The 25595-nt window shown below is 66.4% G+C and carries 22 protein-coding genes; 8 read left to right on the forward strand and 14 right to left on the reverse strand.

What is annotated here, in order from left to right; all coding sequences use genetic code 11:
- Position 1: 1 nt before the first annotated feature.
- The 4 genes from torA to A9J21_RS19125 form a co-directional block, all read right to left on the reverse strand.
- On the reverse strand, positions 2-2479 hold the full coding sequence (gene torA, locus A9J21_RS19110; protein WP_066738579.1) for a trimethylamine-N-oxide reductase TorA: 2478 nt from the start codon (positions 2477-2479) through the stop codon (positions 2-4).
- Positions 2469-3119 (reverse strand): molecular chaperone TorD family protein, encoded by a 651-nt coding sequence (locus A9J21_RS19115; protein ID WP_066738581.1) that lies wholly within the window; start codon positions 3117-3119, stop codon positions 2469-2471. The genes torA and A9J21_RS19115 overlap by 11 nt, the downstream gene beginning before the upstream one ends.
- Positions 3116-4726 carry a c-type cytochrome gene (locus A9J21_RS19120; protein ID WP_066738583.1) on the reverse strand — a complete coding sequence of 537 codons (1611 nt, stop codon included), beginning with the start codon at positions 4724-4726 and terminating at the stop codon, positions 3116-3118. The genes A9J21_RS19115 and A9J21_RS19120 overlap by 4 nt, the downstream gene beginning before the upstream one ends.
- A gap of 236 nt (positions 4727-4962) precedes the next feature.
- Positions 4963-5925 carry a flagellar brake protein gene (locus A9J21_RS19125; protein ID WP_066738585.1) on the reverse strand — a complete coding sequence of 321 codons (963 nt, stop codon included), beginning with the start codon at positions 5923-5925 and terminating at the stop codon, positions 4963-4965.
- 294 nt (positions 5926-6219) lie between these two features.
- On the opposite strand from A9J21_RS19125, the gene A9J21_RS19130 reads away from it, so the two are divergent.
- Positions 6220-6921 (forward strand): FadR/GntR family transcriptional regulator, encoded by a 702-nt coding sequence (locus A9J21_RS19130; RefSeq protein ID WP_066738587.1) that lies wholly within the window; start codon positions 6220-6222, stop codon positions 6919-6921.
- A gap of 44 nt (positions 6922-6965) precedes the next feature.
- On the forward strand, positions 6966-8072 hold the full coding sequence (locus tag A9J21_RS19135) for an NAD(P)/FAD-dependent oxidoreductase (RefSeq protein ID WP_066738589.1): 1107 nt from the start codon (positions 6966-6968) through the stop codon (positions 8070-8072).
- Positions 8073-8147: 75 nt separating this feature from the next.
- On the opposite strand, the gene A9J21_RS19140 is transcribed toward A9J21_RS19135, so the two are convergent.
- From A9J21_RS19140 to A9J21_RS19160, 5 genes are all read right to left on the reverse strand, one after another.
- On the reverse strand, positions 8148-9389 hold the full coding sequence (locus A9J21_RS19140) for an MFS transporter (protein WP_404851394.1): 1242 nt from the start codon (positions 9387-9389) through the stop codon (positions 8148-8150).
- Complete coding sequence (gene aroC / locus A9J21_RS19145) at positions 9335-10438, reverse strand: chorismate synthase (protein WP_066738591.1); 1104 nt, start codon at positions 10436-10438, stop codon at positions 9335-9337. The genes A9J21_RS19140 and aroC overlap by 55 nt, the downstream gene beginning before the upstream one ends.
- Positions 10439-10535: 97 nt before the next feature.
- Positions 10536-11312, reverse strand: coding sequence for a glutathione S-transferase family protein (locus A9J21_RS19150; RefSeq protein ID WP_066738593.1), 777 nt, complete (start codon positions 11310-11312; stop codon positions 10536-10538).
- Between the two features lie 2 nt (positions 11313-11314).
- Complete coding sequence (locus tag A9J21_RS19155) at positions 11315-13219, reverse strand: MFS transporter (RefSeq protein WP_066738595.1); 1905 nt, start codon at positions 13217-13219, stop codon at positions 11315-11317.
- Positions 13220-13377: 158 nt separating this feature from the next.
- A complete protein-coding gene (locus tag A9J21_RS19160; protein WP_066738597.1) occupies positions 13378-13833 on the reverse strand; it encodes a CBS domain-containing protein in 456 nt (151 codons plus the stop codon).
- 234 nt (positions 13834-14067) lie between these two features.
- Here A9J21_RS19160 and A9J21_RS19165 point away from each other — a divergent pair, with 234 nt between their 5' ends.
- Genes A9J21_RS19165 through A9J21_RS19175 form a run of 3 tightly spaced genes read left to right on the forward strand, consistent with a single transcriptional unit; the run spans position 14068 to position 16555 of the window.
- Positions 14068-15378, forward strand: coding sequence for an O-acetylhomoserine aminocarboxypropyltransferase (locus A9J21_RS19165; RefSeq protein ID WP_066738599.1), 1311 nt, complete (start codon positions 14068-14070; stop codon positions 15376-15378).
- Positions 15378-16199, forward strand: a complete 822-nt coding sequence (locus A9J21_RS19170) for an alpha/beta fold hydrolase (protein WP_066738601.1) — start codon at positions 15378-15380, stop codon at positions 16197-16199. The genes A9J21_RS19165 and A9J21_RS19170 overlap by 1 nt, the downstream gene beginning before the upstream one ends.
- Positions 16200-16237: 38 nt before the next feature.
- Positions 16238-16555 carry an Mpo1-like protein gene (locus tag A9J21_RS19175; RefSeq protein WP_066738602.1) on the forward strand — a complete coding sequence of 106 codons (318 nt, stop codon included), beginning with the start codon at positions 16238-16240 and terminating at the stop codon, positions 16553-16555.
- A 35-nt stretch (positions 16556-16590) separates the two neighbouring features.
- On the opposite strand, the gene A9J21_RS19180 is transcribed toward A9J21_RS19175, so the two are convergent.
- Entirely contained in the window at positions 16591-17940 is a 1350-nt protein-coding gene (locus tag A9J21_RS19180; RefSeq protein ID WP_066738604.1) for a YihY family inner membrane protein, read from the reverse strand.
- A 141-nt stretch (positions 17941-18081) separates the two neighbouring features.
- Between A9J21_RS19180 and wrbA the strand changes: the two genes are divergently transcribed.
- From wrbA to A9J21_RS19195, 3 genes are read left to right on the forward strand one after another with little or no spacing between them, the layout of a single operon-like run.
- Positions 18082-18678, forward strand: a complete 597-nt coding sequence (wrbA, locus tag A9J21_RS19185; protein ID WP_066738606.1) for an NAD(P)H:quinone oxidoreductase — start codon at positions 18082-18084, stop codon at positions 18676-18678.
- Positions 18675-19073 (forward strand): DUF2069 domain-containing protein, encoded by a 399-nt coding sequence (locus A9J21_RS19190; protein WP_066738607.1) that lies wholly within the window; start codon positions 18675-18677, stop codon positions 19071-19073. The genes wrbA and A9J21_RS19190 overlap by 4 nt, the downstream gene beginning before the upstream one ends.
- A gap of 14 nt (positions 19074-19087) precedes the next feature.
- Complete coding sequence (locus A9J21_RS19195) at positions 19088-20512, forward strand: FAD-binding oxidoreductase (RefSeq protein WP_156546024.1); 1425 nt, start codon at positions 19088-19090, stop codon at positions 20510-20512.
- A gap of 54 nt (positions 20513-20566) precedes the next feature.
- Here A9J21_RS19195 and A9J21_RS19200 read toward each other — a convergent pair whose 3' ends face one another.
- The 4 genes from A9J21_RS19200 to A9J21_RS19215 are packed head-to-tail and all read right to left on the reverse strand — an operon-like array spanning position 20567 to position 25538.
- Positions 20567-20893: a hypothetical protein gene (locus A9J21_RS19200; RefSeq protein WP_066738611.1), complete on the reverse strand. Its 327-nt coding sequence runs from the start codon at positions 20891-20893 to the stop codon at positions 20567-20569.
- Entirely contained in the window at positions 20890-22320 is a 1431-nt protein-coding gene (locus A9J21_RS19205) for a PLP-dependent aminotransferase family protein (RefSeq protein WP_066738613.1), read from the reverse strand. Before A9J21_RS19205 ends, A9J21_RS19200 begins: the two co-directional genes overlap by 4 nt.
- Positions 22321-22372: 52 nt before the next feature.
- Positions 22373-23203 carry a formate dehydrogenase accessory sulfurtransferase FdhD gene (gene fdhD, locus A9J21_RS19210; RefSeq protein WP_066738616.1) on the reverse strand — a complete coding sequence of 277 codons (831 nt, stop codon included), beginning with the start codon at positions 23201-23203 and terminating at the stop codon, positions 22373-22375.
- A 22-nt stretch (positions 23204-23225) separates the two neighbouring features.
- Entirely contained in the window at positions 23226-25538 is a 2313-nt protein-coding gene (locus A9J21_RS19215; RefSeq protein ID WP_066738618.1) for an FdhF/YdeP family oxidoreductase, read from the reverse strand.
- Positions 25539-25595: the final 57 nt, after the last annotated feature.

Consider the following 25595-nt stretch of genomic DNA (forward strand, 5'->3'; position numbering starts at 1 on the left):
GTCACGCATCCGCGCCGCGCGGTGCGTGGAACACATCCACGTCCGGCGCCTTGCCCCGGAATCTCTCCACCTGCACCATCCCCGTATGGCCGCAGTTGCCCTGCGCAAGCTTCGACGTGCCGATTCCGGTCGTCAGGTTGTTGACATCGCCATACCGGCACAGCGACCCCGGCTGGCCGCCTTCGACCGGGTCGTACCAGCCGCCTTCGCAGATACGGATGGCACCTTGCCGGATATCGGCCGTCAGCCTCACACCCGCCAGGATCTGACCCCGGTCATTGAAAACACGAACGATATCGCCGTCGGCAATGCCGCGCGCCCTGGCGTCGTCCGGATGCATCAGGCATGGCTCGCGGCCCTGGATCGCATAGTGCTTGCGCAGTACGGTGCCGCATAGCTGCGAATGCAGCCGGTCCTTCGGATGGCTGCTGACAATATGCAGCGGGTACTTCGCCCCCGGCCCGCCCAACCACTCGATTGGCTCCATCCAGGTCGGATGCGGCGGGCAATCGTCGTACTTCATCCGCGCGATGTTCGCCGAATAGATCTCGATTCGGCCCGACGCCGTGCCCAGCGCATTGAGCAGCGGATCATCGCGAAACGCCTTGTGCCGGATAAAGCCCCTGGCCTCGTCGCTGATCGGGAATGCCAGCGGCTTGTTGCTGTTCCAGAACACATCGAACACTGGCATCTCCAGGCGCTTGCCCCGGGCCTGCACACGTCCTGCCTCGTAGAACGAACGGATCCAGCCCATTTCGTCGCGGCCTTCGGTAAAGGCCTTGCGGGTACCCATCCGCTCGCAGATGTCGGCGAAGATATCGTAGTCATTGCGAGCCTCGAAGACGGGATCCACCACCTTGCGCATGGCAAGGATATGGCTCATCGCATAATCGCCAATTCCCTCGATATCGTTGCGCTCGTAGCTGGTGGTGCAAGGCAGAACGATGTCAGCATGCCGCGCCGTGGCCGTCCACTGAAAGTCGTGAACGATAAACGTGTCCAGCTTCTGCCACGCCTTGAGCATCCGGTTGCGATCCTGGTGATGCATGAACGGATTGCCACCGACCCAATAGGCCAGCCTGATATCGGGATACTTCGAGCGCCGGCCGTTGAAGTCGTACGGCTTGCCGGGATTTTCGAGCATGTCGACGATGCGCGAGACCGGAATCGACTCCGTGCCGCCCGCCTCCAGCCACTCCGATCCGGCCGGCGGCTTGGCCCCGCCGATGATGCCAGGCAGCACTGGCCCGGTTGCCGTCGGGCTTCCGCCATTGGCGTAATGATAGGTAAAGCCGTAGCCGCCACCAGGCAGGCCGATCTGTCCGAGCATCGACGCGAGCGTGACCAGCATCCAGTGCGACTGCTCGCCATGATGCTGTCGCTGGATCGACCACCCCGCCGCCAGCATCGTACGATTTGCCGCAAAGCGACGAGCGAGCTCACGAATCGTGTTCGCCGGAATTCCGCAAATGGCTTCGGCCCAGGCCGCATCCTTGGGCACGCCATCGGACTTGCCCGTCAGATACGGCACAAAGCGATCAAAACCAGTGGTGTAGCGCGCCAGGAATTTTGCGTCGTGGAGATTTTCCGAATACAGCGTATGGGCGATGCCCAGCATCATGGCCACATCCGTATGCGGGCGCGGCGCGATCCATTCGGCATCGAAATACTGGCAGGTTTCCGTGCGTACCGGATCGATGCAAATGACCTTGACACCCTTCTTCCTGAGCGCCTCCATGCCCGGATAAGCGCCGTGGTCCGGCACCTGCCACCCGATCTGGTTGGTCACCATGGGATCGGCGGCCCAGAACACCATCAGTTCGGTGTGGGCTTCCAGCACCGGCCAGACGGTGGGCTGCTCGTACACGTCGATCGAGCCCACCACATAGGGCAGGATGACCTGCGCCGCACCGGTGGAATAGTCACCGCTGCGGCTCACGAAGCCGCCATTGACGGTCATCGCCCGCGACAGCAGGGTCTGGCAGTTGTGCAGCTTGCCTGGGCTTTTCCAGCCATACGAGCCCGCGAAAATGGACGTCGGACCATGCTTGCGGCGCACGCGATCAAGTTCCTTCGCCACCAGGTCCAGCGCCCGCTCCCAACTCACGCGCACGAAGTCGCCCTTGCCGCGGCCGGCGCGATCGGCGCCTGGTCCTTTCTCCAGCCAGGCGCGCCGCACCATCGGATAGCGAATGCGCGTTGGCGAATAGATCGAGTCGATCACGCCCGGCAACTGGTGCGATGGCCTGGGGTCCTTTTCCCACGGGCGGACACCCGTAACCCGCCCTTTCTCGACACGCGCATAGAAGGCGCCCCAGTGCGAGCCGGTCAACACTTCGGAAACGCCGGCAGGCGCCTGCTTGCCTGCGCCGGAGGCCAGCAACGCAGGGCTGGAACCCAGGGCGCCTGTGGCGAGTACGCCTTTGATGAAACGGCGACGGGACGTGCTCAGTTCGCGGTTCTTCCATTCATTCGGCATGTTGACTCCATTCTTGTGGTGCGGGATCCGGCGTGTGCCCAAGCAGCACGCCAAGCAGACTGGTGCTGGCGCCATAGAAGCCGCCGGGATCCATCTGGCGGCATCGCACGATCAGCGCTGGTACCCAGGCGTAGAGATGCCCGCGCATCAGTGCCATGCCCTCCCTGTCGCCGCGGCGCAGCAGATGCGCATACAGGGCGAGTTCCACCGCAACGTGGTCCGAGGGCTCGCCCGGGTGCACCAGCGACATGTCAAAGCGCACCAGCAGATCGTTCATCTCATCGACCGCCTTGCCAAACGGCCGGGCATTCGGCGTCGCGGGCTCGTTCGCATAGGCGCTCTCGTAAGGGGACACGGCCGGCGCGCCCGTCACGCCCTCGAACAGCCGGGTCCAGGACACGGCAATGTCGAGTGCCACCGTGGCAGGCGATGCCCCGGCCAACGCCGCGCACAGCGCCTGCACCTGCGCTGCGCAGTCGAATTCCTCGGCAAGCGCGGCAAGCATTGCCTGCCCGTTGGCCGACTGCAGCTGCGCGACGACATGCTCGGCCGGAGGCGCAGCCAGCCAGCCGGCCACGCGGTCGATCGCCAGCCCGCATAGCTCGCGCTGGGCGCGGGCCAGTACATGCGCATTGGTCATTCGGCACCACCGTGCGGTTTGCCGTGCGCGCCGCCGCCCACGTCCTTGGAGTGGTTCTGCAGCCAGGACAGCATCAGCCGGTACTCGGCATCGTCAAGCGATGTATAGCGCTTCATCGCCCCAAGCGTGCCGATCCACTGGTTCGCCAGGTACTCATCGGTGTGCGGCAACGCGTGGCAGCTCGCGCACGATTGGCGATATGTCTCGTCGCTGTGTTTCCAGAGTTGTGACAGGTCGGCCGACAGGCCAGCGGCAGGAATCCAGACCGTCAGACGGCCTTCGTGCCAATCCTGCCCGGTCTCTTCGTCGCGCTCCGTCCTGACACGCTCTACCTTGGCAATTGCCTCGGGCGACAGCACGGCCAGCATGATGCGTTGCCCCCTGAGCGCATACATCGCGCTGTCGGAGCCATCCTGCTGCCAGCCCTCCACGCGCACCTGCAAGCGCTCCGCTTCGCGCCTCAGCACGGCCAGCCGGGTGGCGCCGAGCAGCTTGCCGTCCTCGCCCGTGCCGCCCGCCTCCAGCGTGAATGGGGTCGGGGACACCACGTACAACGCATCCTCGGCCGCCAGCGTGTCAGCCGGCGACGCCAGAGACGCCAATCGGGATGGCCCTGCATGCGTCTGGCCTGCGGGCAGCAGTACCACTTCCTCGGTGCGGTTGGGCCGGGGTGCGCCAGCATTGGGCGCTTCCACACCGGGCAGCGACTTCAGGTAGACGGCCATCGCCAGCCGGTCGGACTCCGACAGGCGCGCGGTATTCACGATGACTTCCTTCATGTCGCCACCGGCCTTGATGCCGATAGGATTGACGCCCTCTTCCAGATATCGCGCGATGTCATTGACCGACCAGTAGCCGATGCCAGTCTCGTCCTGCGTGATGTTGGGGATATGGCCGGTGCCTTCCGGATTCGGGCCGCCCGAGAAGCGCCTGGCGAACGGGATGGCGCCCATGACGTTGCGCGGCGAATGGCATTCCACGCAGTGCGCCGAGCTTTCCACCAGGTAGCGGCCGCGGTTCCACTGTTCGCCCTTCGCCAGGTCGTCGGTCAATGGCTTGCCGTCCAGGAAGGCCAGCCGCCACAGTCCTACGCCACGGCGCACGGAGAACGGGAATTTCAGATCGTGATCGGGTACCTTGCCTGCCACTGGCGGCAGCGTCTGCATATATGCAAACAGGTCGCGCAGATCATTGGCCGTCATGCGCTGGTACGACGTGTAAGGAAAGGACGGATAGGCGTTGCCCTTGCCCGGAATCACGCCCTCGCGCATCGCCATGATGAACTGCTCGATCGTCCAGCCGCCGATGCCGTCGTTCGGGTGGGACGAGATATTGGGCATGTGGAACACGCCGAACGCGGTGTCGAGCGAGCGCCCGCCGCCGAGCAGGGTTTCGTCGCCCTTGCCAACCGATGCGTGGCACGTTGCGCAGTCTCCCGCGATGAACTGCGTCCTTCCGTTCTTCAGGTCGGGCGTCGACGCGTCTGGCAAATCGCGCGAAGCGTGCAGTAGTCGCCAGGTGCTGGGTGCCGTCAGCAGCAGGAATGCGACGACACTAACCAGCGCGACGATGGCGCCGATTGCCAGGGACCTTTTTCTCGTTGTCATACGGTGACCTCGTTGAGCAATCCGTCGGGATGCCCATAACCGTATGCTTTCGAGGGATATTAACGATTGACGCGGCGCAACGGCGATATCACCTGGAACAGTCTGGTACAAAGGCGCGCGTCAGCGCTGCCACGATGACAACCATGGCACCGGGAATGCCATGGTCTGTACGCGCATCGCCGCGTTGCCGGCTATCGAGGCAGAAGCCGCAACAGAGACAGAAGCAGATGCCGGCGTCAGACCGGCATGCAGGTGGTCGCCAGAAGCTGCTCGTAGATAAAGCACTGCAGCAGCGTCAGTTCGCGCTCGCCCAGCGCGTCGAACGCCACGCCAAAGGCGGGGAATTCCTCATCATCCTGCCCCGGCGCGCTGCGTACCGTGGCGTCGATCATGACTTCGGCATCGAGCGCCCCAGTGCGCAACTGGAAGCGAAGCTGCACCTTCTGCCCCACTGCGGGCGCGGGCGATGACGTCTGCACCAGCGCGCCGCCAGTGCTGAGGTCGGACAGCAGCCCCAGCCGCGCCAGGCCCTCGCCCACACGCCGGTCGACGGTCAGATCGGTGACGGTCTGGCTGGCGCCATCGCCACCGATTTCGCCATTGCTGTCATGGCCGCCCTCGTCAGCGTCGGCACCCGCGCCATCCGCATCGATCAGATAGGCTGCCAGGCGCGTTGGCACACGCGCGGCACGGCGCACCGGCATCTGCTCGGTCTGCGCCGGCGCCGACAGCACCAGGTATCGGAACGGGCTGCGGCACACGGCCGTTACGGTCGACGTGAAGCTGTGGATGGCGTGGCCCGAGAACCCCCGCAGCAGCAGGTTTTCGCCGGCATGCACGGCCAGTTCGCGCCCGCCCAGCGTTGGCCACGTCACAAACAGCCCCTGTTCGATAAAGCCGATCAGGCGGCTTGCTGCGGCACGCGACTGGTCGCCCGGCGTCTTCACGTGCAGCAATGTGCCCACCTGCAGGCCCAGCGGCCCGGCGCTGAGGCGCGAGCCGGCCAGGGCATCGGGCTCGTTGCCGGGCTCCGGCATGTCGTCAGGCCGGCAGACGGTGCCGTGCCGGAACATCAGCGCCAGATCGCGCGCATCGGGAATGATGCTGCCACTGCCAAGCATCAGGTTGCCCTGTCCGTCCAGCAGGGACCAGGGAAGCGGCTGCCCGACGGGCAGGTCTTGCGGCGTAAGCGGAATCATGGCGTCGAGGACTCCCCGCGCGCCGACGCACGCCGCGCCAGCGCAAGAAATCGAGATGGATGGCTGCCTGCCCTGACCAATGACGGACACACCAACCTGATGCGTCTGCTATCGACCAATGTGACAGAACCTTGACCCCACCTTGGTAGCGTGCACATTCGGGACAAACCCTTGTGGCGTCGCCGCCATTCCGCCATCGCGGTATCAAGAGATGCTTGACGGCCATCAATCGACCTTGCAGAATCAGCGTTCTACGAAAAGCTGTCAGACAGCCTGACAGCATGCCGGATCACAATGGATCGCCTGTCCCGCCCCGCTTCCCTTGCCAGCCGCATCGCCCAGACCTTGCGCGACGATATCGCCGCCGGACGCTTTGCCGCCGGGGCGCGCCTGCCGGCCGAGGCGGCACTGGCCGAAACGTTCGACGTCAGCCGCCCCATCGTGCGCGAGGCCATCGCCCTGCTGAAGGCGGACGGCGTGCTGGTCACGCGCAAGGGTTCCGGCGCCTATGTGTCTGAGACGCCGGGCGGCCAGGTCTGGCGCGTAGCCAGCACGCCCGACGGCGGCCCGACCCTGGCCCAGCTTTTCGAACTGCGGCGCGTGGTGGAAACCGCCTGCGCCGAAATGGCGGCGCTGCGTCGCACCGAAGCCGATCTGCAACAGATTCGCGACGCCCTCGCCAGCATGCAGCGCCATGCTGCGGATTTCCCCAGTGCCGCCGCGGCGGACATCGCGTTTCATCACGCCATCGCCCAGGCCGCACACAACCCGTGTTTCACGGGACTGACCGATTTCGTCAGCCAGCAACTGCTGGTGGCCCGCCAGCATGCGTGGGAAAACAGCGCCCGGCTGCACGCCGCCCAGGGCGTACCGCGGGCGGCCGATGCCGAACATGCCGCGCTGGTCGACGCCATCGCCGCCGGCAACCCCGAAGCGGCGCGCGCCGCCGCATCGGCCCACCTGAGCGCCGCCGCGCAACGGATGGGGCTCGACTGAACACCCGACAACAGCACAGACTGGAACAAGACAGGAGCAGACAGATGGAAAACGTGGATTGCGTCGTGATCGGCGCTGGCGTGGTAGGCCTGGCCGTGGCACGCGCACTGGCGCAACAGGGCCGCGAGGTCATCATCCTGGAAGCCGAAAACGCGTTCGGCACGATCACCAGCGCGCGCAACAGCGAAGTCATCCACGCCGGCATCTACTATCCCGCCGGATCGCTCAAGGCCGACCTGTGCGTGCGCGGCAAGGCCATGCTCTATGACTATTGCGCCAGCCACCACGTGACGCACCAGCGCTGCGGCAAGCTGATCGTTGCCACCAGCGAAGCCCAGGTTGCCACGCTGGCCGGCATTCGCGCCAAGGCCGAAGCCAATGGCGTGCACGACCTGCGTCTGCTGACGCGCGACGAGGCACGCGCCCTGGAGCCCCAGCTCGAATGTCATGCCGCCCTGCTGTCGCCATCCACCGGCATCATCGACAGCCATGGCCTGATGACCGCCCTGCTGGGCGATGCCGAACAGGCCGGCGCGATGCTGGCCGTGCAGTCGCCGGTGGTATCCGGCGCCGTTACGCCCGATGGCATTCGTCTGGAAGTGGCTGGAGAAGATGGCGATACGACGCTGCTGGCGCGTACCGTCGTCAACTCGGCCGGATTGACCGCCCCCGAACTGGCGCGCCGTATCGACGGTATTCCGCCCGAGCACATTCCCGGCCAGTACTACGCCAAGGGCTGCTATTTCACGCTGGCTGGCCGGGCGCCGTTCTCGCGCCTGATCTACCCCGTGCCCGAGGCGGCCGGGCTTGGCGTTCACCTGACGCTGGACCTGGGCGGCCAGGCGCGCTTCGGCCCCAATGTGCGCTGGATCGACGAGATCGAATACAGCGTGCCGCCGCACGACGCCGACAGCTTCTACGACGAGGTGCGGCGCTACTGGCCGGGTCTGGCCGATGGCGCCCTGCAGCCGGGCTACGCCGGTATCCGCCCGAAGATCAGCGGCCCCGGCGAGACAGCCGCCGATTTCCGCATCGACGGCCCGCAGGTGCACGGCATACCGGGGCTGGTGAATCTGTTCGGGATCGAATCGCCGGGGCTGACGTCGTCGCTGGCGATTGCGGAGAAGGTGGCGGGGTTGCTGGCAAATTGATGATTAGCCCGCCTCTCCCATTGCATGGGCAAGGCGGGCGCATATTGACGGCGTGTCGGGCCGACACGGACAGCCTCAGGCCCGCCCGGCCTCCCCGCGAAAACTCATCACCGCGCAGCCGGCGCCCAGCGCCGCCGCCAGCGCCGCCAGCCCGAACGTGTGCATCGGCGCCAGCGTCTTCCACGTCCACCCCATGACCAGGCCGCCGAGCGTGCCGCCAAGGCCGTAGGAAATGCCCGTATAGAGCGCCTGCCCGCGCCCTTGCAGCGGCCCGGCAAACCAGCGCTGCAGCCGTTTCAGGCTGGCGCTGTGGTGCGCGGCAAAGGTGGCCGCGTGCAGGACCTGCACGGCCGCCATCAGCCAGGCGTACTGGGCGAAATACCCGGTCACGCCAAAGCGCAGCGCTGCCAGGACGAAGGTGCCCGCCAGGATCGTGCGCAGCGCCAGCGCGCCGAACAGCCGCCCCTGATAGAAGAAGAACACGATCTCGGCCACCACGCCGATGGTCCACATCACGCCAATGGCGATCTTGCTATAGCCCAGTTGCTCCAGGTACAGGGAATAGAACACGTAGAGCGCCGCGTGGGCGAACATCATCAGGAAGGCCGACGCCAGGAACCAGGCCACATCGGGCCTGCGCAGCAGCGGCAGTGCCGGTGGCGGCTTGACGCGCGGTCCCTCGTCTTCGGCATCGCGCAGCCCGAACACCACCACGGCGAACAGCGCCAGCATTGCGCTGGCCAGCCACGGGAAGGCCGGCATGCCGAAGTGCTCGAACAGCGCGCCGCCCAGCAGCACGGCCGCGATAAAGCCGACCGAGCCGAACATGCGCACACGGCCATAGCGATGGTCGAACGCGCCATGGCGCCGCAGCGTGGAAATCGTCAGCGCATCGCCCAGTGGCGACATGGCGCTGGTAATCAGGTTGAGCCCGATCATCATCGCCATCATGCCGCCATAGCTGTGGACGCCGGGCACGGCCAGGAACGCCAGCAGCGACGCCACGGCCGCCAGCCGCAGCAGTTTCACGCGCGTATGGGTGACGTCCGACAGCCAGCCCCAGAGGTAGGGGCCGACGATGCGGCTTAGCTGGAAACAGGCCATCAGCACGCCGATCTGTACCGGCGAGAAGCCGCGATCGGCGAAGAACAGGCTTACATAGGGCGAGATGACGCCAACGTAGCCGTAGTAGCCGAGGTAGAAAAGTCCGAAACGGAGATAGGTGGCCGGGTCGATCGACCCCGGCCGGTATGAGGCGGTACTCAGGATTTGACCTGCGCCGGGATGCGCGGCGTATCCACGCGCACATCGCCGCACTGGGCGCGGTGGCGCAGCGCATGATCCATCAGCACCAGCGCCAGCATTGCTTCGGCAATCGGCGTGGCCCGGATGCCCACGCACGGGTCATGGCGGCCGAACGTCTCGACGCTGGCCGACTGGCCTGCCTTGTCGATCGATTCACGCGCGGTGCGGATGCTCGACGTCGGCTTGATCGCCAGCGACACCGTCACGTCCTGCCCGGTGGAGATACCGCCCAGCACCCCGCCCGAGTTGTTGGTGCGGAAGCCTTCCGGCGTCAGTTCGTCGCCATGCACGGTGCCGCGCTGGGCCACGCTGTCGAAGCCGGCGCCAATCTCCACGCCCTTGACCGCGTTGATGCCCATCATCGCGTGCGCGATATCGGCGTCAAGCTTGTCGAACAACGGCTCGCCCAGGCCCACCGGCACGCCACTGGCCACCACCTCGATGCGCGCGCCGACGGAATCGCCATCGCGGCGCAGTGCATCCATATAGGTTTCCAGCTCGGGCACGATATCGGCGTTCGGCGCGAAGAACGGGTTCTCCGGCACATGCTTCCAGTCCGTGAACGGCACTTCGATCTCGCCGAGTTGCGACATGTAGCCACGGATCTCGGTGCCGTACTGCTCGCGCAGCCACTTCCTGGCAATCGCCGCCGCGGCCACCACCGGCGCCGTCAGGCGCGCCGACGAACGGCCACCGCCGCGATAGTCGCGGATGCCGTACTTGTGCCAGTAGGTGTAGTCGGCATGGCCGGGACGGAAGGTCTCGACGATATTGCCGTAGTCCTTGCTGCGCTGGTCGGTGTTGCGGATCAGCAGGCAGATCGGCGTACCCGTGGTCTTGCCTTCGAACACCCCCGACAGGATTTCAACCTGGTCCGGCTCCTGGCGTTGTGTGACATGGCGCGACGTGCCGGGCTTGCGGCGATCCAGGTCGATCTGGATATCGGCTTCGGTCAGCGACATGCCCGGCGGGCAGCCATCCACAACCGCGCCAATGGCCGGGCCGTGCGATTCGCCGAACGTGGTGACTGTGAAAAGCAGGCCGAGGGTATTGCCAGACATGATTGAAATGCGCAGGAATTGGGGGACGGGCTACATTGTAAGGCCATTAGCGCCCGGACAGACGCGTCGGCGGCCGGAAGCTGGCCCCGGCGCCGGCTCAGGCGCCAGCCGTCTCGGGTGTGCCAATGCCGGCAGCCGGCTTGCCGAAATCGGGCGCAAACACGCCGCCGCCCACGAAATCGGGATAAAACTGCGCCCGCATGCGCACCAGGTAGGCCTGCAGGTTGGCGTGCGATTGCGCGGCCGCCCGGATCGGCGTCTCGAACACCGGCGATTGCAGGCTGGCCGCGAACGCGAACAAGGTGGCGTCGGCGCCGCATGGCCGATCACCCATCAGGTACGGCTTGTTGCCCAGGATGTCGGCCACGGCCTGCACGCCCTGCACCGCGATGGCGGTCATGTCGTCCAGGCTATGGCGCCCCAGGCCTTGCGACCACAGCATCTGGCGCACACGGCGCTTGACCAGCGCCTTGACCATGCCGCGCAGCGGCCCAGGCACCACGTTGAAGAACTGCGCCGGCCCGCGCTCGAAATTGTCGCCTTCCAGCCAGCGCACGCGTGCCACGGCCCAGTAGAGATTGTCCTCGAGCAGTTTTTCCACCGCCCAGGCCGCGCCGCGCTCGGCCGGCGTCAGGCCTTCGTCGAAATCCACGTGGTAGGTCTTCTCGAGATGCCAGCGGATCAACGTCGAATCGGCAACCTGCCGGCCCATGTCGTCCAGGTACGGCAGCTTGCCCTTGGGCGCCCGGCGCACGTTGCCGCGCCGGGTCTGGTATGGCAATCCGGCCAGCTTCAGCAGCATCTCGGCCTTGATGACGAACGGGCTGGCGTCGGGCAGGCCGAACGCGGGACCAAACGTGAACAGCGTGATCATCGTTATTTCCAGTCGCCGCGCAGGGCAAGCACCATCTGTTGCAGACTTTCGGGCGTGGCCGCCTCCGGCGGCACCGGCTCGCCCACCACCAGTTCCAGCTTGCTCAGCAGGCCGCGCCGGAACGGCCGGGTCATGGCCGGCGCGCCCTTGCGCGAGAAGAAGCTGCCCCACAGGCCGCGCAGCGCCATCGGCACCACCGGCACCGGCGTGCGCTGGATGATCTGCGAAACACCAGTCTTGAACGAGTTGATCTCGCCGGTGGCGGTGATCTTGCCCTCCGGGAAGATGCAGACCAGTTCGCCGTCTTCCAGCGCAGCCGCCACGGCGTCGTAGGCACGCGACAGCAGTTCGGGATTCTCGCGCGCCGGCGCGATCGGAATGGCCTTGGCCTGGCGGAAGAACCACGACAGCCCCGGCACCTTGAAGATATTGTGATCCATCACAAAGCGCACCGGGCGCGGGCTGGCGGCCATCAGCACCACGGCATCGGCAAAGCTCACGTGGTTGCAGACCAGCACGGCGGCGCCCGCTTCCGGAATCCGCTCGGCATTCACGCGGCGCAGCCGGTAGATGGTATGCACGAGCAGCCACGCGATAAAGCGCAGCAGGAACTCGGGCACCAGCGTGTAGATATAGACAGCCACCACGGCATTGAGCAGCCCGACCACCAGGAACAGCTGCGGGATCGAATAGCCCGCCTGGGTCATGAACACACCCAGCAGCGACGCGGCGATCATGAAGAAGCTGTTCAGGATGTTGTTGGCGGCGATGATGCGCGCACGGTGCGTGGGCGCCGAACGGCTCTGGATCAGCGCATAGAGCGGCACGCTGTAGAACCCGCCGAACATCGCCACGCAGAACAGGTCGACCAGCACGCGCCAGTGGCCCGGCTGGGCCAGGAAACCACCTACGCCGCTGAGCGCGCCGACCGACGCGTGGCCATGCGTGGCGAAAAAGAGATCCACCGCGAACACCGTCATGCCGATCGACCCGAACGGCACCAGCCCGATTTCCACATGGCGCCCCGACAGCCGCTCGCACAGCAGCGACCCGATGCCGATCCCGACCGAGAACACGGCCAGCAGCAGCGTGACCACGTTCTGGTCGCCGCCCAGCACATCCTTGGCAAAGCTGAAGAACGACGTCAGGAAGGTGGCGCCCAGGAACCAGAGCCACGAAATGCCCAGCAGGCTTAGGAACACCACGCGGCTCTGGCGCGCCAGGATCAGGTTGCGCCAGGTCTCGGTGAACGGGTTCCAGTTGATGCGCAGGTCCGGCTGGGGCGCCGGAGACAGCGGCACGCCCTGCGAGACCGTGCGCCCGGCCAGCGCGATGGCGACGCAGACGATGCCCACATAGAGCGGTCCCACCACCTTGCCATCGGCGCCCGTCAGGCCTGCCAGTTCGCCGCCCAGCAGCGTGCCCAGCAGGATGGCGACGAAGGTACCCATTTCCACAAGCCCGTTGCCGCCCACCAGTTCGGTCTGGTCCAGATGCTGGGGCAGATAGGCAAACTTGACCGGCCCGAACAGCGTGGAATGCAGCCCCATCAGGAATGTGCCCGCGTAGAGCAGCGTGGCGCTGTGCAGGTAGAAGCCAGCCAGCCCCAGCACCATGATGCCGATCTCCAGCGACTTCACCAGCCGGATCAGCCGCGACTTCTCGATCTTGTCGGCAATCTGCCCGCTGGTGGCCGAAAACAGCACGAACGGCGCGATGAAGATGGCGGAAATCAGGAAAGCGGCGCTATGCGGATCGACACCGTCGAACAGCGCGGCGTGATAGGTGACCAGCGAGGTAAAGGCAACCTTGAAGACGTTGTCGTTCATGGCCCCCAGGAACTGCGTCCAGAAAAACGGGGCGAAACGGCGCACGCCAAGCAGGCGAAACTGGCTTTGTTGGCTCATCGATGGCAAACAGGATGTGGACCCCGGTGACCCGCCGGGGCATCAGTTCGCCGCCATCATGCCAGCAGCGGGCAGGATCGGCTACGGGGAGAGGCCCAAATTAGAAAAGTCTGATATCCGGAAGGTCCGATGCCGTGGCGGCACCGGACGGCAGCGGGCTAGCGCGCCGGCTGTTCCTTTTCTTCCGGCCAGTCGCGGATGTACGCCTTGAGCATCTTGTTCTCGAAGCTCTGTTCCTCGACCACGGCCTTGGCGACGTCGTAGAACGAGATCACGCCCATCAGCGTGCGTTTTTCGAGTACCGGCAGGTAGCGGGTGTGTCGCTCGAGCATCATGCGGCGCACCTCGTTGACGTCGGTTTCGGGGGTGCAGGTCAGCGGCGCGTCGTCCATGACCTTGCGGATGCTGTGGGTGCCCAGCGTGCCATTGTTGGCGGCCAGGACCTCGATGATCTCGCGGAAGGTCAGCATGCCGACGAGATCGCCGTACTCCATGACCACCAGCGAGCCAATGTCGTGCTCGGCCATGGTCTGGATGGCCTGCTGCAGCGGCGTATCCGGCTTGACGGTAAAGAGCGTGTTGCCCTTGATCTGCAGGATGTCGCTGACTTTCATGATGGTGTCTCCAGGGCTGCCTTGTATTGCAGGGTCTGTGGCTCAGGTTTGATGGTCGATGCTAGCCCAAACCGCCGCCTCAAGTAAAGCGAGCGTGACCTCCAGAGGCCTGCCAGGCGGGCCTGGAGGCCCCATCCGGCGGGAAAAACCCGGACTGCCCCGTGTGGCGCATGATGCTAGGATGCCGGTCGGAGACAACCACACGCGGCCCGGCCGACCGGGCCCTTTCCCGCCATGTCCACATCGTCTGGCAGCCGCTTCGACACGCTGGCCCTGCACGCCGGCGCCGCGCCCGACCCCGCCACCGGGGCCCGCGCCACACCGATCCACCTGACCACGTCGTTCGTGTTCCGCGACAGCGAGCATGCGGCGTCGCTGTTCAACATGGAACGCGCCGGTCACGTTTACTCACGCATCAGCAACCCCACGGTGGCCGTGTTCGAGGAGCGCGTGGCCGCGCTGGAAAACGGCGCAGGGGCCATCGGCACGGCCTCGGGCCAGGCCGCGCTGCACCTGGCCGTGGCAACGCTGATGGGAGCCGGCTCGCATATCGTGGCGTCCACCGCGCTGTACGGCGGCTCGCACAATCTGTTGCATTACACGCTGCGCCGCTTCGGCATCGAGACCACCTTCGTCAATCCGCGCGATATCGACGCCTGGCGCGCCGCCATCCGTCCGGAGACGAAGCTGCTGTTCGGCGAGACGCTGGGCAACCCCGGCCTGGACGTGCTCGATATCGAGACGGTCGCCCAGCTCGGCCAGGAACACCGCATTCCGCTGCTGGTGGACTCCACGTTCACCACGCCCTACCTGCTGCGGCCGTTCGACCATGGCGCCGGCCTGCTCTACCACTCGGCCACCAAGTTCCTGGGCGGCCACGGCACCACCATCGGCGGCGTGCTGGCCGAAGGCGGCACGTTCGACTTCGAGGCCTCGGGCCGTTTCCCGGAACTGTCCGAGCCCTACGAGGGCTTCCACAACATGGTGTTCACCGAGGAAAGCACGGTGGCGCCGTTCCTGTTGCGCGCGCGCCGCGAAGGGCTGCGCGACTTTGGCGCCTGCATGAATCCGATGGCGGCCTGGCAGCTTCTGCAGGGCATCGAGACGCTGCCGCTGCGCATGAGCCGCCACGTCGACAACACGCGCCGCGTGGTGCAGTTCCTGGCCGCCCACCCGATGGTGGAATCGGTGGCCTACCCCGAACTGGAATCGCATCCGGACTACGAACTGGCGAAACGGCTACTGCCGCGCGGCTGCGGCGCCGTGTTCAGCTTCAACCTGAAGGCCGATCGCAAGGCCGGCCAGCGCTTTATCGAGAGCCTGTCGCTGTTCTCGCACCTGGCAAACGTCGGCGATGCCCGCTCGCTGGTGATCCATCCGGCCTCGACCACGCATTTCCGCATGGACGCCGCCGCGCTGAAGGCGGCCGGCATTGGCGAAGGGACGATCCGGTTGTCGATCGGCCTGGAAGACCCGGACGACCTGATCGACGACCTGAAACGCGGGCTCAAGGCCGCGGAGAAGGCCATGGGAGGCAAGGCGTGATGAAACTGACCGTTGCCGGCCAACCGGCCTATGCCTATACGGGCGGCAAGCCATTCGACGCCACCCTGCCCTGCGCGATCTTCGTCCACGGCGCCCAGAACGATCACAGCGTCTGGGCGCTGCAGACGCGCTGGTTCGCCAATCACGGATTTTCGGTGCTGGCCGTGGACCTGCCCGGCCACAACCGCAGCGCGGGCGCGCCGCTGACCACCGTCGAGGACATGGCCGACTGGGTCATGGCACTGGCCCGCGCGGCCGGCGTCACGGCCCCGGCGCTGGTGTTCGGCCACAGCATGGGGTCACTGATCGCGCTCGAATGTGCGGCCCGGCATCCGCAGGCCGTGCGCGGCATCGGGCTGCTGGCCACGGCGTATCCGATGAAGGTGTCCGACGCGCTGCTCGACGCCGCGCTGCACCGCGAAAGCGATGCCATCGCAATGGTCAGCCAGTGGTCCATTTCCAGTCTCGCCAGCAAGCCGTCGTCGCCGGGGCCCGGTGCGTGGATGCATGGCGGCAGCCAGCGGCTGATGGAGCGCGTCAGCGCCCGCAACCCTGATGCCCACGTCTTCCACACCGATTTCTCCGCCTGCAACGCCTATGCCCATGGCGACGAAGCGGCCGCTGCGGTGGCCTGTCCGGCCCTGTTCATCGTGGGCAGCAAGGACATGATGACCTCGCCAAAAGCGGCCCAGGCGCTGGCGGGCAAGATGCCGAAGGCCCGGGTCGTGTCCGTGGCGAGCGGCCACGCGATGATGGGCGAAAAGCCCGACGACGTGCTCGACGCACTGGCCGCGTTCGCAAGGTCTACACTTCAGGAATAGGAAGACTTCGAAAACAACAACAAAATCAGGAGACTGCGATGGCCCAGGCCCATGCCAAGGAATTCGCCAGCTTTGCCGATTTCTATCCGTACTACCTGGGCGAACACCGCGACCGCACCTGCCGGCGGCTGCATTTCGCCGGCTCCACGCTGGCGCTGGCCTGCCTGGTGACCCTGGTGGTCACCGGCAACGCGTGGTGGCTGCTGGCGGCGCTGGTATCGGGCTACGCCTTCGCCTGGGTCGGTCACTTCGGCTTCGAGAAAAACCGCCCGGCCACGTTCCGGCATCCGTTCTACAGCCTGATGGGCGACTGGGTGATGTACGCCGATATCCTGCGCGGCAAGATCCCGTTCTGAAGGCGCGCCGCGCAGGCGGCGTGCCCCGGCCGTGCTCAGCCCTGTCCGTGCCGGCCCGGCGGCACCGCCTGGACCACGGCGCTACCCGCGTCATTCGCGTCATTCGCTTCGTTCGCTGCCGCACCGGCAGTCTGCTGCCGAAACACGGCTTCCAGCGGCTGGTCCAGCTGCGGGTTGTCCAGGATGCCACGCAGCACCTCCACCCCCTGCATCTGCTGCGCCAGCGCCGTGCGCGGCAGGCGCGCCATGTTCAGCACGAGCCGGTCATGCAGCGTGCGCAGCGTGACCTGGGACGGATCGCACAGCAGCGCCCAGTGCGCCTGACCATGGTCCTGCTGCAGCTTGCCCACCAGGTGCAGCGCCTTGAGCTTGGCAAGCAGCCCGGCCAGGTAGTCGGCCTCCACCCGCAGCTTGCGCCCCATGTCCAGTTCGCCCACGCTGCGCGGCACCTCCTCGCGCGCGCGGTACAGCACGTAGAGCACGCCCAGCGCGTCAAAAAACTCGCTGCCCGCGAACGTGCGGCGGCGCCAGTGGCCCTCGCGGATCACCGGCAGGTTCGCGGCGATGGTGGCACCCAGCAGCGTCACCAGCCAGCTTACGTACATCCACAGCAGGAACAGCGGCAGCACGGCAAACGCGCCATAGACGGCCGTGTAGGTCGGAATATGGGTGATGAAATAGCCGAAGGCGCGCTTGGCAACCTCGAAGGCCACGGCAGCCACGATGCCGGCGAAGATCGCGTCGCGCCAGTCCACGTAGGCATACGGCACGGCCATGTACAGGAAGGCAAACGCCAGCGCGGTCAGTCCGATGGGAATCAGGCTGACCACCAGGCCCATGCCGAACGGCAGGTTGCCGACATAGCCCATCGAGATCGAGATCAGGTACGAACTGACCGACAGGCTGCCGCCGATCAGCACCGGCCCGAGCGTCAGCACGGCCCAGAACACGAGCACCCGCTGGGCCAGCGGGCGGCGGCGCTTGACGCGCCAGATCGCGTTGAGCGCATCTTCCACGGTCAGCATGGTCAGCACCGACGTCACCATCAGGCCGCCCAGGCCCAGGGCTGTCAGCCCGCGCGCGCTCTTGGAAAACTGCCCAAGGTAGCGCGACACCGAGTCGCTGATATTGCCGCCCGGGATCAGGTTCTGGAACAGGAAACCCTCGATTTCGCCGCGAAACTCGCGGAACATCGGAAACGCCGCCAGCAGCGCGAACGCCACGGTCAGCACGGGCACCACGGACAGGAACGTCGTGAACGTCAGGCTGGCGGCCACCTGCGGCAGGCGGTTCTCGCCGGCACGGCGCAGCGCGTAGCGGGCCAGTGCGCGCACCTTCTGCAGGTTCCATTCCCTGCGCAGGCGGGCAATGCGGACGGCGGACATGCGGGGGCTTTCTCCTTCGGATTCGATGAAACCAGCCGCGAGGCCGGCGGCGCGGCACTTGGGGCAGCGCCGCAACTATAATACGCGGATCGTTTTGCGGCGCTTGTCCCGGCACCGTCCGCCGCCCGCGCCTGCCCATCCATGACCGACATCCTCGTCCTTTACTACAGCCGCCACGGCGCCACCCGCAGGCTCGCCGAACTGATTGCCACCGGTATCGAAAGCGTCCCCGGCGCCCAGGCCCGCCTGCGTACCGTGCCGCCGGTGTCCACGGTCTGCGAGGCCACCGCGCCCGACATCCCGCCCGAGGGCGCGCCCTATGCGGAACTGCGCGACCTGGAGGAATGCGCCGGGCTGGCGCTGGGCAGCCCCACCCGGTTCGGCAACATGGCCGCCCCGATGAAGTACTTCCTCGATGGCACGGTTGCCCAGTGGCTGTCCGGCGCGCTCGCCGGCAAGCCGGGCTGCGTGTTCACGTCGACCGGCAGCCTGCACGGCGGCCAGGAAACCACGCTGCTGTCGATGATGCTGCCGCTGCTGCACCACGGCATGGTAATCGTCGGCCTGCCCTATTCCGAGGCCGGCCTGATGTCCACCACGGCCGGCGGCACGCCCTACGGCCCCAGCCACCACGCCCACGTGGACAACCACGGCCCGGTCACCGACCAGGAATCCGCGCTGGCAACGGCCATGGGCCGCCGGCTGGCACAAACCGCCCTGAAGCTCGCCGCACGATGAAGACCCCCGACGATGTTGCGCTGCACAGCCCGGCGCTCTGGCGCCTGAGCCTGACCAGCCTGATCGCGCTGATCGCGCTGTGCATCGCCTGGGAGTGGTTTCTGGCGCCGCTGCGCCCGGGCGGCTCGTGGCTGATCCTGAAGTGCGTGCTGCTGCTGCCGGTGCTGCGCGGCGTCTGGATGCGCAATCGCTACACCATGCAGTGGTCGTCGATGCTGATCCTGCTGTATTTCACCGAGGGCATCGTGCGCGCCACCAGCGACCGTGCCCCGTCGTCGTGGCTGGCCTGGGCCGAGGTCGCCCTGACGCTGCTGTTCTTCGTCAGCACGATCCTGTACCTGCGCCCTTACAAGCGCCGCGCCAAAACCATCGCCAAGACGTCCCAACCCTCCTGATTGCCATGACCGCCGTGCATTCCGACTCGTTCCTCGATCTCTGCCGGGCCGCCATCGGCCCGCAAAACGTGCTGACCGACGCGGCCGACAAGGCGCCGTACCTGACCGACTGGCGCCGCCGCTATACCGGCGACGCACTGGCCGTGCTGCGCCCCGGCACCACCGAGGAAGTGGCCGCCGTGATGCATGCCTGCCACGCGCACAAGCTGGCCGTGGTGCCGCAGGGCGGCAATACGGGCCTGTGCGGCGGCGCCACGCCCGGGGCCGGCGAGTCCGCCGCGCGGGGCGTGGTGGTGCTGTCGCTGCAACGCATGAACCGCGTGCGCCAGGTGGACCCGCTCAACAATACGATCACGGTGGAAGCCGGCGTGATCCTGCAGCAGCTGCAGGACGTGGCGCGCGAGCACGGGCGCCTGTTTCCGCTGTCGCTGGCGGCCGAAGGCAGCTGCACGATCGGCGGCAACCTGTCCACAAACGCCGGCGGCACGGCCGTGCTGCGCTATGGCAATACGCGCGAGCTGTGCCTGGGGCTGGAGGTGGTCAACGTCCGCGGCGAGGTCTGGGACGGCCTGCGCGGCTTGCGCAAGGACAATACCGGCTATGACCTGCGCGACCTGTTTATCGGCGCGGAAGGCACGCTCGGCGTCATCACCGCCGCCGTGATGAAGCTGTTCCCGGCGCCGCGCGCCCGCGTGACGGCGCTGGCGGCGGTCAAGAGCCCGCGCGCCGCGCTGGCCCTGCTGGCTATCGCCCAGTCGCACGCCAGCGCCATGCTCACCGGCTTCGAGCTGATGTCGGCGATGTGCATCGACCTGGTGACCCGGCACTTTCCGCAGCTGCGCTATCCGTTCAGCGAGCACCATCCGCAACTGGTGCTGCTGGAGCTGTCCGACAGCGAGAGCGAAGCGCACGCCCGCGGCATCTTCGAGACCATGATGGAAGCGGCCTTCGACGCCGGCGTGGTGACCGATGCCGTCGTGGCGGAATCGGTGCAGCAGTCGCGCGATTTCTGGAACCTGCGCGAGCATATTCCGCTGGCCCAGGTGGAGGAAGGCAAGAACGTCAAGCACGACATTGCCGTGCCGATCTCGCGCGTGGCCGACTTCATCGAGACCACCGATGCGCTGCTGCAGGACGCCTTTCCCGGATCGCGCATGGTCACGTTCGGCCACCTGGGCGACGGCAACCTGCACTACAACGTATCGCCGCCGGTCGGCGTCGACAACGACCAGTTCCTGAAGCACCAGGACGCCATCAACCTGATCGTCCACAACAGCGTCCATGCCCACAACGGCTCGATCTCGGCCGAACACGGGCTGGGGCAGCTCAAGCTGGAAGAAAACCGCCGCTACAAGAGCGACGTGGAACTGGCGATGATGCGCGCGATCAAGCAGGCGCTGGACCCGCAGGGACTGATGAATCCGGGCAAGGTGGTCTGAGCCGTCGAGCCTGCCTTTCCCTCCCAGCCATGGGAGAGGAAGCCATCACCGTCATCAATGCAGCACCGGCGTCTCGCCGCCCCCATCGGGCTCGCCAAACAGCTGCCCGCACACCGCCTGCCCCTCTTCGGTCAGCCGGGCCGAGCCGCGCCCGTCCTCTTCCATGACCGTCTCGACCAGGTCGGCGGCGCCCAACTGTGTCAGCATGCGCCGCAGCACGCTCATCTGCACCGCGGCGCGCTTGCTCAGCCGGGCCAGGGTCAGGCCCTTGTCCGATCCGCCCTGGCCGTGGTCCCACAGCGTCTTCAGGATGGCGCCCACCACGGGGTCCAGATCCTCGCCCTCGTCTTCCGGCATGTCGTCTGCCGCGTCGTTCGTCATGTCGTCTCCCTTTCTTGTAATGTCGCCACGAGCTTGCCCAGCGTGATCACGGCGGCTTCCATGTCTTCCGACCAGGCGCCGCTGTAGTTCAGGCGGATGCAGTTCGTGTAGGTGGGCACCGGCGAGAAGATATGTCCCGGCGCCACGGTGATGCGCCGCTCCAGCGCGGCGTGGTACAGCGCCATGGCATCCACCTCGTCGGGCAGTTCCACCCACAGCACGTAGCCGCCCGCCGGACGCGAGACGCGCGTACCGGCCGGGAAGAAGCGCCGCACGGCGGCGGCCATGATATTGGCCTGCTGGGCGTAGGCCTTGCGCACGCGGCGCAGGTGGTAGTCGTAGCCGTCGCGGCGCAGGAACTCGGCAATCGCCAGTTGCGGAATCGTCGAAGTGGTCAGCGTATTCAGGAACTTGAGCCGCTCCACCTTTTCCTTGTATCGCCCCGGCAACGCCCAGCCGATACGGTAGGCATTCGTCAGCGTCTTCGAAAATGACGAGCAGTGCAGCACGATGCCGGCCGTGTCATAGGATTTCAGCGAAGTTGGATGGGCATCGCCGTAATACAGCTCGCCGTAGACATCGTTCTCGATGACGGGGATATCACGCTCGGTCAGCAACGCCACCAGCGCCTGCTTGCGCGCGTCGGACATCTGGAAACCCAGCGGATTCTGGAAGTTCGGCATGACCATGCAGGCGGCCACGGGCCGTTCGTCGATCAGCCGGGCCAGCGCCTGCACGTCGATGCCTTCGACGGGATCGGTAGCCACCTCCACGGCGCGCATGCCCAGGCGCTCGATGGCGTGCAGCATCGCGTAGTAGGTGGGCGACTCCACGGCAATCGTGTCGCCTGGCTTTGCCACGGCCTGCAGGCACAGGTTGATGGCCTCGGTGGCGCCAATCGTGACGATCACCTCGTTCGGGTCCACCGTGTAGCCGTTTTCCAGGTAGCGGCGCGTGATCTGCCGGATCAGCTCGGGCGACCCGGGCGGCAGGTCGTCGAGCACGCTCCAGGTGTCATAGCGCTTGCCGATGGTGTTGGCGTACTGGATGATGCGCTGCCACGGATACAGCTTGGGATCGGGGTATGGCGAACCGAGCGGCACGGCGTCGTCGGCGCGGATCGAGCGCAGCGTGGACAGCACCAGCGCGCTGACATCGACCGCCGACGGCCGCGCCGCCGGGCGCGTGGGCTGCAGGTCGATGGCCGGCTCGCCGGGCCGGGCGCGCACGAAATAGCCGGACTGGGGACGGCTTTCCAGGATGCCGCGCGACTCCAGCAGCAGGTAGGCGCGGATCACCGTGGTAATGCTCAGCCGGTGGTGCTGGGCCGCCTGCCGCACCGACGGAATCTTTTCGCCGGGCAGCAGCACGCCCTGCTGCACCAGCGCCTCGATATCGGCCGCGAGCTTTTCGTACAGGGTTGCCAAAGGGTCTTCGCCTTTTTCTGGATGGTCCGGGGGGCGCCGGACCACCCAGGCGTCAGCCTGCGGCCTCCAGCGAATCGGATGCTAATACGGATACAGGCGAAGTGTATTCGACGAAGCCATCCTGGCGGCAAAAGCTCAGCAGCCGCACGCCGGCCTGTTCCGCGATGCGGATGGCGAGCGAGGTTGGCGCCGAGATCGTCGCCAGCATCGGAATCTGCATGCGGGCGGCCTTGCGCACCAGCTCGTAGCTGGCCCGGCTGGACAGGAACACGAATCCGTCGCCGAAACTCTCGCGGGCCCGCGCCAGGTGGCCAATCAGCTTGTCCAGCGCATTGTGCCGCCCCACGTCCTCGAACACGGCACGCAGCTGGCCGTCCGGCCCGCACCACGCCGCGGCATGGACGCCGCCAGTGGCCGCCATCAGGTGCTGGCGGGCGCGCAAGGCGTCGGACGCCTGCCGGATCATGGCCGCCGACGGCGCAATGGTGCGCGCCGCCGCCAGCGGCTCGGGCACCAGGTCGAGCAAGGCCAGGCTCTCGATGCCGCAGACGCCGCAGCCGGTACGGCCAGCCAGCGTGCGGCGGCGTTCCTTCATGGCCATGAACGCGCGCTGGCTGACGTTCAGGCGCACCTCGATGCCGTCGCAGCCCGGCTCGACCTCGACGTCGTAGATCTCGCGCACGCTGTCGACAATGCCTTCGGTCAGCGAAAAGCCGACCGCGAACGCCTCCAGGTCCAGCGGCGTCGCCATCATCACCGCGTGCGAGATGTCGTTGTAGACCAGCGCAACCGGTACTTCCTCGGCCACGTTGTCGATCTCCAGCGCGACGGCGTCGCCCTGGTGGCGGCGAATCTCGCGCGTGATGTAACCGCGTTCGGCCATGTACTACCCCCTGCGGTGAACTTCAGCCTTGCCCGGCGCGTTGCAGCAGCACCGGAATCGACTTCGACGTGGGCGTGCCCGACCGGTCGCCGATGCTTTCCAGCGGCACCAGCGGGTTCGTCTCCGGATAATAGGCGCCCAGGCAGCCGGCCGGAATGTCGTAGTCGACGAGCAGGAAGTCTTGCACATGGCGCGTCACGTCGTCTTCCCAGACACTGGTGATATTTACGCGTTCGCCCTCTGCAAACCCCAGACGCTCGCGGTCGGCCCGGTTGATGAACACCACGCGGCGCAAGCCGAACACACCGCGATAGCGGTCGTCCAGGCCATAGATCGTGGTGTTGTACTGGTCGTGCGAGCGCGTGGTCATCATCACCAGCAGGTCGTCGCCGTACTTGTCGCGGGCGCGCTTGATCGGCGTGTCGCGGTCGATCGGATGCACCAGGAACTCGGCCTTGCCCGATGCCGTGCGCCACACGCGGTTGCGCGAGGCCGGCGTCAGGTGGAAGCCGCCCGGCTGCGCCACGCGCTCGTTGTAGCGCTCGAAGCCCGGAATCACCTTCTCGATGGCGTCGCGGATGCGCGCGTAGTCCTGCGCGAACCACAGCCAGTCCACCTTGTTCGATCCCAGCGTGGCGTCGGCCATCTTTGCCACGATCATCGTCTCGGACAGCAGGTGCGGCGACGCCGGCTTGTTCATGCCGTACGAGATATGCACCATGCAGACCGAATCTTCCACGGTCACGCCCTGCGCCACGCCGTTCTGCTCGTCCACCTCGGTACGGCCCAGCGTTGGCAGCAGCAGCGAATCCTTGCCAATCACCAGGTGGCTGCGGTTCAGCTTGGTGGCGATATTGACGGTCAGGTCGCACTGGCGCAGCGCTTCCCAGGTGCGCGGCGTGTCGGGCGTGGCAATCGAGAAATTGCCGCCCAGGCCTACAAACACCTTGACCTTGCCTTCCAGCATCGCATTGATGGCGGCCACCACGTCCTGGCCGTGGTGGCGCGGCGGCTCGAAGCCGAAGGTGGCGCCCAGGCGGTCCAGGAAGGCGTCGTCGGGCTGTTCCTCGATGCCCATCGTGCGGTCGCCCTGCACGTTCGAATGGCCGCGCACCGGCATCAGGCCCGCACCGGGCCGGCCGATATTGCCGCGCAGCATCATCACGTTGGACAACAGCTGGATCGTGCGCACGCTCTGCTTGTGCTGCGTCAGGCCCATGCCCCAGCACATGATGGTGCGCTCGCTGTCGATGTAGACGTCGGCCAGCGCGTCGATATCCTCGCGCGTCACGCCCGATTCGGCCACGATGTCGGGCCAGCTCTCGGCGCGCAGGTCGGCCGCGAATGCCTCGTAGCCGGCCGTATGGTCGTTGACGAAGGCGATATCCACCACGCGCTTGCCGCCCGTGGCCACGGCCTGGTCATCCAGTTCGATGACGCGCTTGCCAATGCCCTTGAGCAGCGCAAAGTCGCCGCCCAGCGTGGGCCGCACGAACATCGACGCAATCTGGGTGCCGCTGCCGCCGAGCATTTCCGTCACGTGCTGCGGGCTGACAAAGCGCTCCAGGCCGCGTTCCTTGAGCGGGTTGATCGACACGATCCTGGCGCCGCGCTTCGAGGCATCGCGCAGTTCGTTGAGCATGCGCGGATGATTGGTAGCCGGATTCTGGCCCCAGACCATGATGGTGTCGGCCAGCTGGAAGTCATCGAGCAGCACCGTGGCCTTGCCCACGCCCACCGTCACCGGCAGGCCGCGGCTGGTGGCCTCGTGGCACATGTTCGAGCAGTCCGGGAAGTTGTTGGTGCCATACATCCGCACGAACAGCTGGAACAGGAAAGCCGCCTCGTTGCTGGCCCGGCCCGAGGTATAGAACGTGGCCGCGTCGGGGTTGTCCAGGCGGCGCAGGTGATCGGCGATCAGGCGGCACGCGTCGTCCCACTCCACCGGCACGTACTTGTCGGTGGTGGCGTCGTACCGCACCGGATAGGTCAGGCGACCGTGCTGCTCCAGTTCGTAATCCGACTGCTGCATCAGCTCGGTGACCGTGTACTTCGCAAAGAACTCGTTGGTCACGCGCTTGCTGGTGGCCTCGGCCGCCACGGCCTTGACGCCGTTTTCGCAAAACTCGAACGTGGACGCGTGCTGGCGGTCAGGCCAGGCGCAGCCCGGGCAATCGAAACCGTCCGGCTGGTTCTGCCTGAACAGCGTCTTGTACTTGCCGCCGGCAACTCTTTCCTTGACCAGGTTGATGGCGACCTGCTTGAGCGCACCCCAGCCGGCGGCCGGGTGCGTATAGGGGGCGATATGCCCCTTTTCGGGCGTGGGAGTACTCATGGGGGCGACTTCCAGAACAAGTGCCCGAGTGCCCGGCCCGGTTTTCCGTGTGATGTC

This window comes from Cupriavidus sp. D384 (genome assembly GCF_001652915.1).
GTDB lineage: Bacteria > Pseudomonadota > Gammaproteobacteria > Burkholderiales > Burkholderiaceae > Cupriavidus.

Coding starts and splice junctions, on each gene's coding strand:
- torA (WP_066738579.1), bottom strand. CDS start 2,479: ATGCCGAATGAATGGAAGAACCGCGAACTGAGCACGTCCCGTCGCCGT.
- A9J21_RS19115 (WP_066738581.1), bottom strand. CDS start 3,119: ATGACCAATGCGCATGTACTGGCCCGCGCCCAGCGCGAGCTATGCGGG.
- A9J21_RS19120 (WP_066738583.1), bottom strand. CDS start 4,726: ATGACAACGAGAAAAAGGTCCCTGGCAATCGGCGCCATCGTCGCGCTG.
- A9J21_RS19125 (WP_066738585.1), bottom strand. CDS start 5,925: ATGATTCCGCTTACGCCGCAAGACCTGCCCGTCGGGCAGCCGCTTCCC.
- A9J21_RS19130 (WP_066738587.1), top strand. CDS start 6,220: ATGGATCGCCTGTCCCGCCCCGCTTCCCTTGCCAGCCGCATCGCCCAG.
- A9J21_RS19135 (WP_066738589.1), top strand. CDS start 6,966: ATGGAAAACGTGGATTGCGTCGTGATCGGCGCTGGCGTGGTAGGCCTG.
- aroC (WP_066738591.1), bottom strand. CDS start 10,438: ATGTCTGGCAATACCCTCGGCCTGCTTTTCACAGTCACCACGTTCGGC.
- A9J21_RS19150 (WP_066738593.1), bottom strand. CDS start 11,312: ATGATCACGCTGTTCACGTTTGGTCCCGCGTTCGGCCTGCCCGACGCC.
- A9J21_RS19155 (WP_066738595.1), bottom strand. CDS start 13,219: ATGAGCCAACAAAGCCAGTTTCGCCTGCTTGGCGTGCGCCGTTTCGCC.
- A9J21_RS19160 (WP_066738597.1), bottom strand. CDS start 13,833: ATGAAAGTCAGCGACATCCTGCAGATCAAGGGCAACACGCTCTTTACC.
- A9J21_RS19165 (WP_066738599.1), top strand. CDS start 14,068: ATGTCCACATCGTCTGGCAGCCGCTTCGACACGCTGGCCCTGCACGCC.
- A9J21_RS19170 (WP_066738601.1), top strand. CDS start 15,378: ATGAAACTGACCGTTGCCGGCCAACCGGCCTATGCCTATACGGGCGGC.
- A9J21_RS19175 (WP_066738602.1), top strand. CDS start 16,238: ATGGCCCAGGCCCATGCCAAGGAATTCGCCAGCTTTGCCGATTTCTAT.
- A9J21_RS19180 (WP_066738604.1), bottom strand. CDS start 17,940: ATGTCCGCCGTCCGCATTGCCCGCCTGCGCAGGGAATGGAACCTGCAG.
- wrbA (WP_066738606.1), top strand. CDS start 18,082: ATGACCGACATCCTCGTCCTTTACTACAGCCGCCACGGCGCCACCCGC.
- A9J21_RS19190 (WP_066738607.1), top strand. CDS start 18,675: ATGAAGACCCCCGACGATGTTGCGCTGCACAGCCCGGCGCTCTGGCGC.
- A9J21_RS19200 (WP_066738611.1), bottom strand. CDS start 20,893: ATGACGAACGACGCGGCAGACGACATGCCGGAAGACGAGGGCGAGGAT.
- fdhD (WP_066738616.1), bottom strand. CDS start 23,203: ATGGCCGAACGCGGTTACATCACGCGCGAGATTCGCCGCCACCAGGGC.
- A9J21_RS19215 (WP_066738618.1), bottom strand. CDS start 25,538: ATGAGTACTCCCACGCCCGAAAAGGGGCATATCGCCCCCTATACGCAC.